At 33.4% G+C, this 12,899-nt stretch carries 10 protein-coding genes and 1 pseudogene; 3 read left to right on the forward strand and 8 right to left on the reverse strand.

Annotated elements, in window-relative coordinates:
- Window positions 1-91: 91 nt before the first annotated feature.
- From ORL93_RS28680 to ORL93_RS28690, 3 genes and pseudogenes are all read right to left on the reverse strand, one after another.
- Window positions 92-1,141, reverse strand: a pseudogene (locus tag ORL93_RS28680) (IS4 family transposase); the annotation flags it as partial.
- 127 nt (window positions 1,142-1,268) lie between these two features.
- Window positions 1,269-1,742, reverse strand: coding sequence for a GNAT family N-acetyltransferase (locus ORL93_RS28685; protein WP_265960139.1), 474 nt, complete (start codon window positions 1,740-1,742; stop codon window positions 1,269-1,271).
- 38 nt (window positions 1,743-1,780) lie between these two features.
- Entirely contained in the window at window positions 1,781-3,070 is a 1,290-nt protein-coding gene (locus ORL93_RS28690) for an APC family permease (RefSeq protein ID WP_265960140.1), read from the reverse strand.
- A 154-nt stretch (window positions 3,071-3,224) separates the two neighbouring features.
- Between ORL93_RS28690 and ORL93_RS28695 the strand changes: the two genes are divergently transcribed.
- Window positions 3,225-3,665: an Lrp/AsnC family transcriptional regulator gene (locus ORL93_RS28695; protein WP_265960141.1), complete on the forward strand. Its 441-nt coding sequence runs from the start codon at window positions 3,225-3,227 to the stop codon at window positions 3,663-3,665.
- A 328-nt stretch (window positions 3,666-3,993) separates the two neighbouring features.
- Here the strand turns inward: ORL93_RS28695 and ORL93_RS28700 are convergent, their stop codons facing one another.
- From ORL93_RS28700 to ORL93_RS28710, 3 genes are all read right to left on the reverse strand, one after another.
- On the reverse strand, window positions 3,994-5,061 hold the full coding sequence (locus ORL93_RS28700) for a cell wall-binding repeat-containing protein (protein WP_265960142.1): 1,068 nt from the start codon (window positions 5,059-5,061) through the stop codon (window positions 3,994-3,996).
- A gap of 862 nt (window positions 5,062-5,923) precedes the next feature.
- Window positions 5,924-6,631, reverse strand: a complete 708-nt coding sequence (locus tag ORL93_RS28705; RefSeq protein WP_265960143.1) for an IS6 family transposase — start codon at window positions 6,629-6,631, stop codon at window positions 5,924-5,926.
- Between the two features lie 254 nt (window positions 6,632-6,885).
- Entirely contained in the window at window positions 6,886-7,818 is a 933-nt protein-coding gene (locus ORL93_RS28710) for a cell wall-binding repeat-containing protein (protein WP_265960160.1), read from the reverse strand.
- A gap of 439 nt (window positions 7,819-8,257) precedes the next feature.
- On the opposite strand from ORL93_RS28710, the gene ORL93_RS28715 reads away from it, so the two are divergent.
- A complete protein-coding gene (locus ORL93_RS28715; RefSeq protein WP_265960144.1) occupies window positions 8,258-8,626 on the forward strand; it encodes a DUF3888 domain-containing protein in 369 nt (122 codons plus the stop codon).
- A 410-nt stretch (window positions 8,627-9,036) separates the two neighbouring features.
- On the opposite strand, the gene ORL93_RS28720 is transcribed toward ORL93_RS28715, so the two are convergent.
- Complete coding sequence (locus ORL93_RS28720) at window positions 9,037-10,428, reverse strand: M60 family metallopeptidase (RefSeq protein ID WP_265960161.1); 1,392 nt, start codon at window positions 10,426-10,428, stop codon at window positions 9,037-9,039.
- 962 nt (window positions 10,429-11,390) lie between these two features.
- Between ORL93_RS28720 and ORL93_RS28725 the strand changes: the two genes are divergently transcribed.
- Entirely contained in the window at window positions 11,391-11,771 is a 381-nt protein-coding gene (locus tag ORL93_RS28725) for a hypothetical protein (protein WP_265960162.1), read from the forward strand.
- A 177-nt stretch (window positions 11,772-11,948) separates the two neighbouring features.
- Here ORL93_RS28725 and ORL93_RS28730 read toward each other — a convergent pair whose 3' ends face one another.
- Entirely contained in the window at window positions 11,949-12,653 is a 705-nt protein-coding gene (locus ORL93_RS28730; protein ID WP_265960145.1) for a CPBP family intramembrane glutamic endopeptidase, read from the reverse strand.
- Between the last annotated feature and the right edge of the window lie 246 nt (window positions 12,654-12,899).

Genomic DNA, 12,899 nt, shown 5'->3' on the forward strand with positions numbered 1-12,899 from the left:
CTTTCACTTCATGGTGCCTCTCAGGCTACGGGAGTGGAGTCTATTCTCCCGATTGGACTTTCACCAACTAGATAATGTGTCCTTATCTGGACACGCCGATTTGCCAACGCAAAGAATACCAGTCATGCACCTGTTCCATCGGAATAATATCTATAAGAGTGTTTGTCATATATACATTGATACCACTAAGTCGTTTACTACGAGGAGAATACTTCACTCCTTTCTTTTTTTCTCTTACAGTTTGATCATGTAATCGTTTTTTTTGTTGTTCTTTTGTTAGTCGATGAACAATCACACGAGTTTGTACCTTATCCTTCATTCCTACATAAGCGTTGGATATTTCACATGTTTGTCCTGGCTGAAGAGAGTTCATTAAATCCTCCATATCTATCTGTATATACTCTGTACTTTTCTTGATTCTTCCATCTTTAAAATAATTAGGATTGGGATTTTTTTGATAAATACGTGTATTCGACTTAATACGAGAGATATAGTAAGCCTTTTTATCTTGTATATGTTGAAGATCTTTCAAATGAAAACACCCTAAATCCCGGATACATAAATCATTCGCTTTCACAGTTGGGACACATAGAGAACCGTAGGTTCAATCATGTTGTTTACCTGAACCTGTATGAATATGTAGGAACTGTCCACTTAATAGATCATACTCAAGCTGAATCTTTACCCCCGTTGTATGGCTGCATCCGCCTGCCCCCGGATAAATGAATGAAAAGGGATTTGGAAGTTGAAATGCGGTTGAATCTAAAATACGAATACGCTTGAAAACAGAAGTATATGGAGAAGAAATCGGCATAGATGAGGCCAATTTTTGGTTTAGTAGTTCAGCTAATAGGTGTTGTAAAAATTGAACGGCTGCTTTATTAAATCGTTGATTCAGTCCCTCGGGACTGATGAGCACTTCTGTTGATGCTTCTAAACAGCTGTATAACTGAGTTAAAGAAGTCGTAGCGACATTTTGACTCATCCATACACATAAAGCTACTAAATCTTGTGCACAATATTTGCTTTTTCGTTGAACAAATCCTATCTCTCTAGCTAACTGTTCTAAAGCATATGGGGACATATGTCGTTGTAATTCTTTAGAAAATAACTGTAGTTCATCAGAAATTGATAGATTCATACAAAAACGCCATCCTTTCTGTGTATTTCTACAAAAAGAATAGCGTTTTTTCCGTTATATGAATACAAATTTGTCTTAACTTGATGAACATATATCAATATCCCTAATATAGCTTAAAATTCCCGCCCTATTTAAGAAAGAAATTATAATGAAAACATTCATCATCCTTTTCATATCCTATAGACTCGTATAAGCCTTGAGCATTGTAATTATCAATAGCAGTTTCAAGAGTTAATCCTTTTGCACCTGTTTCCAAAGCGTATTCCTTTGCTTTTTCCATTAAGGCTTTTGCTACGCCTTTTCGTCTCACTGAGTGCTCTACATATAAATCATTTAAATTCCAAAGTTTTTGCATTGTGACCGACGAAAAAGATGGATAAAGTTGAACAAATCCTAAAGGTTTTACATCGCCTGTTTGATTTTCAACCGCTAAGAAAATAACGGACTGATCATTTCTCATTCTTTCCTGAATAAACCTTTTACCCTCCTTTAAGTTTGATGTTTGCTTGTAAAAGATTCGATATTTGTCAAAAAGTCCAGTAACTAAATCTAATTCATTTAAGCTAGCTTTTATTACCGTGATTTTTTCATCATGATTCATTTTCCAACCTCCAAAATTGAATTATAAGAAATATGATTCTATCGAACCATATTTCTTCTTTTGTCGCTCCAAGTGATATACACAATACATGAAAGGGCTACGATGATTGGAATCGCGATAAAAGAACCGATGAAAGGATAAGCCGCAAGACAAAGTATACAAGCTATTACAGCTAACACCTTACCCAAGACATTTGTAATCAACTTAACTCCAGCTGCTGTGCCAACAACATAAGTGGCGATTGCTAATGAGTTAGGAATAAACACTAACTTTTCTAATCCAATGTCAAAAATAAAACTTAACAATAAACCCATTGCTGCAATCAATCCTACTAATAAAACCGCACGACTAGGGGTTGAATATTTTTTGTTAATGTGATCCAACCATGAGGGTGCTAGGTGTTCATGAGATAAAGAATAACCTAACCGACTCATACTCGCAACAAACGCGTTGTTTGTTCCTAAACAGATAATAAAAGCGAGAATTGCTGTTACCCAAGCACCATTTACCCCTGTTACTTTTTCCACAACTTGGGCTAGTGCTGCATTATTCATAGCCTGATTAACAGTTTGTTCTCCTGTTGAATAAGATTCCGTACCGATTACAGCCAAAATAATACCAAAGTACAAAACACCGATTATAACAATTGCTCCCCATGTAGATCGCATAATGTTTTGTTTTCTTGGGTTTTTAAATTCCGGTGCTAAGCTGGAGATAGCTTCCCATCCAAAAAATGACCAAAAAATGAGCATTGCAGATTGACCGATTGGAATGAGGCTATTTTTTGTAATATGAGGTGTTATGCTCTCAAGGTTAATAACTGGAAAAGCTAACACTGATGTACTTAATAAAATCAAAAATGTAAGCCCAGCCAAACCTAATTGAACTTTCCCACTTGTTTGTAATCCCACATAGTTTCCGATAACCGCAATAATGAGCAATACACTTGCAATGACATAGGCAGCAAAATGTGGCAAGTTGAATGCAAAAGCTATGTAAGTCCCACCTGTTAATGAGACAATGATTTGTCCCACACTTCCTGCAATGAAAAAAAACCATCCAGTGAGAGCACCTGCATAATGCCCAAAAGCTTTGTTTGCAAAAGTCAATATTCCTCCTGAACTAGGGAAATCGATTGAAAGAAAGGCAAATGTACAGGCTAATGGAATACTAAGAAGTATCATAATGATCCATGAAATTAATGCGTTTTCCCCCGCGATACCCGCTGTCATACCAGGCAATATCAAAATTCCTGATCCTAAAACAGCTCCGACATATAAGGCAATGCCTTGTGGAACTGAAATGGTTTGCTTCAATGCTTGTACCAAAGCCATCCTCTCCTTAATATTTATATATAATTTCATTATAGAAGGTTATTTACTTATTTTATATAAACTATTGAATATTTTGAATTGTTAGCGCTTTATGATTTGAATAAATAATAATATAATTATTTACAATTAGGAAAAGGAGAGGATAGGTTTGGATAACATTGATCGAAAAATATTAGAACTCCTTCAGGAGGATGGTCGAATAACGATTATTCAGTTATCGAAAAAATTAAATCTTAGTCGCCCTAGTGTAAATGAACGATTGCGGCGATTGCAAGAAAATGGAGTTATTCAAGGTTTTACAGCACGTATTTCTCATGAAACAATTGGAAAAAGTACACTTGTAATCATTCAGATAGGAAACTTAAAAGTAGAGTGCCACCGATTTGAGGAGATAATTAAAGAGGAAATTGATATTCTAGAGTGTCATAGGGTGACAGGAACAAATAGTTATTTTATTAAGGTGGCAGTAGCCTCTATGAAAGATGTAACAGCCCTAGTAGATCGACTTATTCCTTTCGGACAATTAAACACATCTGTAGTACTTTCATCACCTATTATTTATCGCCCTTTGCTCCCTGTAAATGATTGATAAGTTTCACTTAAATTGAAAGCTATCACCCCATAGATTCAGTTTTTTGTTATTGAACTAACGACATATAAATTAAGAAATGTATTTTCCCTCAAAACCAAAAACAGTTGAGTGCTTTTTAATTCATTAACTGTAGAAATTGAAAATTTTCGTTTTGGGGGTATTTAATTTCGTTAGGTTGATGGCGATGTGGCGGTATCCCTGTTAAGAAACTTTGCAACAGAACCAGTAAAACAAATAACCGGTTCCACAACATGCAAGAAACCGGTTAAAATATATCTAATTTATCTCTGAACTTACAATTTTATTTTCAACATGGTAAGGCTTATTAACTAGCAATCATGACTCCATTATCTGCAAATTCATACCATTTTTTATCAATAAACAATTTGCCAGTAGCCATAGACCCATTTTGATTTAGATAATACCAACTGTTTCCTTCTTCTAGCCAGCCAGTAGCCATCAATCCATTTTGATCTAGATAATACCACTTTCCATTTTCATATAACCAGCCTGTTTTTGCTTCTCCGTTATTCTCTAGGTAATTCCAACCTATTCCATCATCTATCCAACCTATTGCCATTTCACCGTTGTCTTTAAAGTAATAACGTTTTCCATCTACCCTTGTCCATCCTAATGCCATCTCTCCATTGTCTTTTAAGTAATACCATTTCTCATTTATCAGTTTCCAACCGGTCAACATCTCACCGTTATCTTGAAGGTAGTACCACTTTTCATCGACTAGCATCCAGCCAGTTTGCATTTGCCCTGTATATTCATCTAAGTAATACCATTTGCCGCCTTCGTACAGCCAACCAGTAGCAAGTTCTAATGTTTCAGCATCAACATAATACCAATGGCTTGTCCCATTCAACTCTATATAATTCCAACCAACTGGAGGAGCTTGTAATGTAATGTCACCATCACTTAAATCTTCCAAACTCTCATAATCTGCAAGCTCAATTTCTTCATATACATTAGAATTATATGCCACTAATGATTTATACCAAGGAGAAATCTTATGAATTGCCCACGTACCGATTTGTTCATAATTGAATTCACTTTTATAAATAGCCTCATATCTTTTGGTTTGTTCATTATAGTTTAAGTATATAATTTGGTATTGTTCTTCTTCCTCTTCATTTAAATAAGGAAGACTATATTCTACCTGAAGTACTTCACCTTTTTTTGGTTTTACGATTTCTTCATTTACCTCAACACGAATTTGAACGTTGATTTCTTTACCAAAAAGCACCTCGTTTGGCGTCACATGAACACTTTCAATCCAATCAATATGTTTTGTTTCCGCACCTACTTCTTTACTAAACACCACGCTCATCATAACCATGATTACAAGCATCATCGCTTGCATCAAAATTTTTCGCATCATACCCATATGTATGTAGCCTCCTGCATCCATAAAATCGTGACTTGTCATTCCACCCTGAAATTTTTTATTGTTACGAATAGTAACGATAAAAAATTTCAGGGTGGAAAACAAAACAGGGGAAAGGAAGATAATTTGGATGAGGCTCTATCAATCTAGTGATATATATAAAGGGCATTTACATAGAACTCACAAATATTTCTTTTGAAAAACGAAAAGGAGTTTTGTATCACTTGTATTGGTGTGGTAACCACGTAATATGAAACAACCGCTTATTCACTTTACTTAAGATTTAGGGGGAAATTAGCGAAAAAGTGTACGGATGTTCACACATTACACTCCATTTTATCTTCTATTTCCTTTAGCCTGTTCCATTAAAAAATTGGAGCATCTGTTCACTCCTACTAAATAAATTAAAGAATGAAAATAAAAAAAACAAGATAGAATTTACATTTTTAATTTTAAAAGTTTTTCTACAATTTTCTACAAATCATTTACAGACTCCCCTTATATCCCTTATATTAAAAGTGACTATATACAAATACTAAACAATATGTAAAAATCACTTGATAAATCATACACATAGCAAAGGATCAGAAAGGACTTCATTCACTGCTCCTATAAAGAGTAAAAAAAGAGGTAGTGGCCATGATTCCTGTCCCCATCAGAAACCTTATATAAGTTATCATTTTCAAGCATTATGAAAAGTACCATTATAAATAGGAAGAAACTCGTTTCATATAGAAAAAATGGTTCCGTTTCAAGGTTTGACAGAAGCATAAACAGGTTGATAAATGTGTAGCAATATTGGTTCTGGTGCAAAAACCATTTGATAGAGATATAGAACCTACATAGCCTATTCAATGACAGATTATGATGCAAATCCAAATAACTTATGTATGAACCCAACTTCATTTTGTGCAGACTTCGCCTGTAGGTTAAGTTGTCCTTTTTTCATCATATGCATGGCTTCAACGCCGCCCAATATAGAAGTGGCTGTTTCATACGACTTGGATCCTAACATAGAACGTACACGTTTCTTAATGAAACGGTGATCCTGTTCCACTATATTATTGAGATATTTAACTTGCCTTATTTGTATGCCTTCAGGCATATGTTTCTCTTCTTTTAACTCTTGAATCGCTACGGGATAGGCTGGGTTCTTGTCTACTGTTATAACACGAGGTTTACAAATATGAGAAGCAGCCAAGGCTTTCTTGAAAAAGCGCTTGGCTGCTTGTTTATCTCTTGATTCACTTAGATAAAAATCAATGGTGTTTCCTTCAGAATCTACTGCGCGATATAAATACATCCATTGATCTTTTACTTTCACATACGTTTCATCGACTCTCCAGGAATCATTTGTCGTCTTAAGATGACGTCGTACTCTTTCGTCTAATTCAGGTCCATATTGATGCACCCAACGCATAATGGTGGTGTGAGCAATAGACAAACCTCGTTCCTCCATCATTTCTACCAAATCACGAAAACTGAGGTTGTACCGTAGGTACCATCTCACAGTTAATAAAATCATATCAGGTTGATAATGCTTCCATTTGAACAAATTTTCCTTTTTCATACCGATTACACACCTTTTTCTAGAGTAATACTATCAGTATGTCCAAGTTTAGAAGATTACTTGCAAAAGTTTTAAAGTTTTTGCACCAGAACGAGAATATTTACTACCCATTATTCTTAAAGAAGTTATTTTTTCTAGATTAATAAGAAGAGATAACACACAAAAAAGACACCCCCCACAGGTGTCTTTTTTATTATAGAAATATCTTAAAATAGATATCTGGTGTTCATTTATTCAGTTTAAAAGACCTTTTGTTACATCATAACGCCATCATCATTGAATGAATACCATTTTCCATCAATGAAATGTTTTCCTACTACCATTGCACCATTAGATTGTAAGTAGTACCATTTTCCGAATACTTGTACCCAACCTTTTTGCATCTCCCCATTTGCATTCATGTAGTACCATGTACCATTCACTTTTACCCAGTCTGTTGCCATAGAGCCATTAGAATGGAAATAGTACCAATTTCCATTTTGTTGTATCCAATCTTTTTGCATCTCCCCATTTGTATTCATGTAGTACCATATACCATTCACTTTTACCCAGTCTGTTGCCATAGAGCCATCTTCGTTAAAGTAATACAAAATCATGTTGATAGATTTCCAGCCTTTAACCATGTAGCCATCTTCGTTAAAGTAATACCAATTTCCGTCGATAGTTTTCCAGCCTTTAACCATCGCTCCAGCCATAGAGCCATCTTTGTTAAAGTAATGCCAATTTCCGTCGATAGTTTTCCAGCCTTTAGCCATAGACCCGTATTGAGAAAAATAATACCATGTTCCATTGATGTAATTCCAATCAGTAGCCATGGAGCCATCTTCATTAAAGTAGTGCCAGTTTGTTTTATCCATTCCTTCAAAACGTTTCCATCCTGTAATCATGGCGCCGTTATCATCAAAGTAATACGTTTTTCCATTAATTTTCTTTAGGGAAAATGAAACCATTGCCCCATCATTTTCAAAATAATACCATGTTCCAGTTATATTTTTCCACCCTTTAGCCATAGACCCATCTTCATTAAAGAAATACCATTTTCCTTTATCCTGAATCCATCCACTTTTTTCTTTAACTTGCTCACTTGCATATGTATGATCTTTCGTAATACCATTTTCTTCTGCATGAGAAACTGCAGGAACTATAAACATAGTAGACATTAAGATTGGTAAAATAACTTTCTTAATTTTCCATACCCCCCAAATAATGTATAATTTTAGTTTTTATTTCCACAAAAAGAATTATATTATGACTCTTAAATATAATCAATAGTTTTTGTAACAAAGATGTAATCTTTTTTAACTCAATGTAACAAAAGGACTTCATAGGTAATTATTATTACCTTTTCGTTACATTAAGATGAGCACTACATAGCCATCAAGCTAAAATTTTATAGTACCCCCAGAACGAAATTCTGTGCTAACTTGTAACAAAAAAGCTTATTTTTTCGTTTTAGGGTAATTCTGAATTCTTAAGTTGATGGGCATGGCCTCACCATATCATTTCGGGAATTTTGTACGTTTAGACACATTTGAGCAGTTTCCTGTACGTTAAATTAAAATGAATAATTACTATTTTTCAGCATATCCTAACTCTTATCCTATAACATAGGTTGGAGAGGACTTTATGCTAAAACATAAATTATCCATAATATTTTGTGGAATTATAATAACATTTTTCTTTATATCTCCATTGAAAGGGAAAGCAACCAATGTGTGTAATAAGGATTTTTATGATTCTTATAATACTTTATTGGCTCCATATGCAAGTCAAGTTATTAGAAAGCAACTTGGAGCATATCATCAATATAGTTTAACAGAGACAAAAGTTATAAAAGTTGAGCGATATCCAAAAGGAACTTTTAATTTTCTTGTCACAGTTGAATATCATACTTATGTAAATGCTCATAATCCTCCGAGTTACAAAGTAACAATTACTTTTAATATTGATCCCAGTGGGGTAAAAGTTAAAGAAGTGAAACAACAGCAAGAATAGAAAAAACAGTGAAGTATAAACTCACTGTTTCTTTATGTACGTTAAGAGATATTTGTTCAGAAAACCTTATGTTTATGAACAGAGGCTAAAACACAATAATATCAACATTTTATAGCTATAAACATGTTCATAAAGTATGTAAACAAATCAATGTTCAATTAAACTTAGCTTTTTATCTTTCTTAACACTCAATCGCCTTTAAAAGAAAGCTGTAATGATAAGGTTTTGTAGTCCTTAGCGTACAATTTTCCCAGAATGATATAGTGACCCCATCTATACCATATTTCTCTATGTACTTACGTAATCCCCCTTGTTTATAAGGAATTATATGATGTGCCCTATTGGCTATGCCAAATTGTATTTGGATTGTCATCGATTGCATTACTAGCTAGATCACACACTTGCTTTCATTATTTTCTCGGACCATACGCAGCGGTTGGTTTAACAGGTTTCGCATCCGTTGCTTCCCATATAGGGGCAGTTAATGTTGGATAATTCAAAGCTTCTACTTTTTTTCTTGTTTCTTGTGATGCTTTCAGTCCCCATTGATCGAAAAATGGCAGTAAATTTTGTTTCGCTACTTTCGATGTATTGTAAATAAAGGATTGTATTTTATCTTCATTCGTTTCTGGAAGTTTGTCTTTTGGCAACTCTCGATATAGTTTGTGAAGATTTGGATAGAAATCTTCCCCATATGCTAAATGAAGTTGCCAAAACATAACAACTTTCACAAACGGGTCATTAATATTTTCATATTCTTTATCTGTTTGTTTTAAGTATTGAAAGGCTCTGTCATAATCCCCTTCTTTTTCTAAACGTGTTGGTTGAGCTGGGAATAATTGTTTTTGTACAGCTAAAGAGTATATATTAACATTGACTTCAACTACTCCATCCCACGTCCAAGGGTATTGTTGCCTTGTATGCCCTGCTTCATGCATTTGTCCCCATCCAAATTCATTTGCATTTAAAGCACTTTTAATTGCATCATAAGCAGTAGTAAATACGACTCCATCTCCACCTGCATACATGTACATGCCCGGTGGGTTGTTAGGATTTTCTACAAAAGCCCAAAGACGGCGAGTTGAACGATGTAACGGATTAGAACTTGTTTCAGATAGTCCCGATATTTTATCTTGTGCTAGAATCATTTCATCATATTTTTTTAATAGGGGCACAGGATCTTGATCCGTAATATATTTCTTCGCACTATCGCGAGTAACAGTAAGTACTGCTCGTTTAGATTTCAATTGTACAGCAGGTGCATCTGGATATTTGTCCAGCATGGCAATCCAGTCTACTTTCGTATGCTTTCCTAATTCAAAAAATGGAACGGGACTTCCACCTTGTGTTACTTTGACCTTAACGGTTCCTTTCCCTTCACAGTTATCAAACCCTAATAAACCACCGTTTGGAGAGGAGATGGTGTTAGAACCCGGGGAAAGACGAAATGCTTTTCCCCCCTCTTTATCATATTCATTTGTCCCAATAGTTGCTCCAAGCTTGTCTAATCCTGATAGTCCCGATATTTCAATTGTGACTTGTTCATTTGGTTTTACATAGATTCCTGTTGGCGTATAGTTTCGTTGCTCACTTCTTCTTTCTCTTGCTGCTTCACCCATATAATGTCCTGTACTTGGAAGTTCAAACGTCCTCTCTTCATATTGCACCTGGGTTTGCGTAGTTTCAGCATGAATGTTAAAACCATTTACAGTCATAGATGTAAATAATGTCGTTGTCAAAACAGCAGATGCCATAAATACTTTCATTGGTTTTGGTAATTTACGATTCTTTCTTTTGTTCATATCAATCATTCCTTTCATTTAAATTCGTTCTAACGTTCATACGAAACGCCGATTTCCTCACTAGCCCTTTATATCATTTTATTATGTTAATACAATAAAAATTCCTCTTACTATGGCTACTTTTTAAATTTACTTATTCCCCCTCTCTTATTTCATACACGTAAAAATTATACCTATATATAATTTTGAAGGGGAGCATCTGGCCGCGTATAGAAACGGTCATGACTTTTCCCACCATATCCAAATGAGAAAGCAAGGCAGATCATGTTGTATTCTGCATAGTAGGTATGTCGAAGAATTAAAATGGATTTATATGGCTATTACTTCCATTTATACATAACTAATATGTATCGCCCTTTATTTTTTATGACTTTTTACGATTTAGGTCTTGATAACGTACAATTTTCTTTTTTTGATATGGTGAGGCCTATATACACCAGATTGTTAGTTCACAAAATACAAGAGATTTGAGATCAGTATCGGAGTAACGCCACATCCCCTATAATGATTCATATGTTACGTCTTTCAAAAGAATCTGATTTATAGAACGTGTCAGAATTTATATTTTACTATATTTAATATTCATTTAGTGTATTTTTCGTTAATATGTATAATTACATAAAGGGATATCGTCAGCATTTTGGAAAAAAACCACGCTAAGAGTATGCAAGATTTTATACAGTTTTTGGGCTAATCTAATAACAAACGAGAACTCGAAAACCCACACCATAATAGGAATGTATAAAAAATGCATAGATCCATAGAACAAAAAAAGGAGGCTTCCTTGTGAGAGTAGGGAGCCTCCTTATCCTCGCTACCGATTATGATGCGTTATGTTAACCTTATATGAATATCCTATACATCTAAAAATCTTAATAAATCAGTTCTCTTAAATGTTACAATTAGAAAAAATAATATTGAAGAAACAAAAATCAAATATCTATAATTTAAGGAGTGAAGTTATGATAAGTGTTCACGATAATACAATTGTTTCATACCAAGTTAATCTTGAGAAAGAAGAAATTCGTATTCACACCCTTACTGAATCAGGAAACAATGTATATATAGTTTTTTCGGGTGTCCTAGCACATTTTTTTGAAACCCAAATAAGTAACAGCATTATTTTTAATATAGACGAAGATCCACTTCTAGATTTTTTTAAAGAGAATAAGAAATTATTAGAGCAAAAAAAATCTTATTGTTGGCCTATATGTTATGAAGATATTAAAGAATTAGAGGAAACATTAATAAAAGGGAATTATTTTTATTACAACATTTGTGCATCTTATGGTCTAAGTGGTTGGGTATTAGCTAAGAAACTTGAGATATTAGACTCTTATTAAATTAATAGTGGTCTTAAATATACTTCCAATAACGAGAATTATGTAAAAAGTAAAGCCGTCCTGATGGACGGTTTTTTGTATTTTTTGGCGAGCGTGGTTTTTTCCCAAATGCTGGCGATACTCCTTATAGTCTTGTGAAATATAATTTTAAATAATGCATCTTTTGCTTCATTATGACTATATAAATGTATATAAATTGTAAATCATATGTCCAATTATTACTGGGATTATTGAGTTAGTTTTCTTATAAAGTAAACCATAAATTATACCCATTAGAGTTGCAAAAATAATGAATGCAAAGTTATAGTTATGAGCTAAACCAAATAATAAACTGGATATAATTAACCCAGTAAAAAAAGAATATTTGATTTCTAAAAATCTAAGAATAATTCCACGATATAGAATTTCTTCTAAAACAGGTCCGATTAACACATGTGTTGATATAGCAATTATGTATATGATAAAAGATTGTTCGGACAATGTGTCTATGCCTAGATATATTGCTTGTATATTTGCTGAATCATTCGAGATGAGATCTGTTGTTTTACCCGATAAAACAACAAATATATTTGCAATCAATATATATACGTATGTCTTACCTCGATTTAGTGATTTAATATTAAGCGTAGATAATATTAGATTATAAAAAGATTTACGTGTGAAAATGTAATAAATGGAAAATAAAAGTATAGAAAGGGTTAATAAAAAAAATTTTGTTATTTCTAAACTGTCATTATTATCAAATGATTGTTCGGTAAAATGTAATGAGAATACTATTTTTAATAATAGCCCAAAAAGAAATGGTGCAAATATCAATATTAGTAGTGCTCCTAAAATAAATTGTTTCAATGAAATCAGATTTTGATTTTGTAAATTATTCATAGATGTTAGATCCTTTATATTTTATTTTAAAGTTTTGTGAAATTAGATGAATAATTAAAAATTATGTTATGGATGTTCAGTTTGAATTTTTAATTGCAGTTTAAGTATAACTTAAGATATATAAAAGCTAAATATTTTAATATTCAACATAAGAGGTATTACTATATCACCTTAAAAAATAAACTATCCCAAAACGAAAAAGCTAACTTCCTATCTGAAAAAAGATAAGAAGTTAGCTTTTTCGGA

This window comes from Bacillus sp. DHT2 (genome assembly GCF_026241455.1).
GTDB lineage: Bacteria > Bacillota > Bacilli > Bacillales > Bacillaceae_G > Bacillus_A > Bacillus_A pseudomycoides.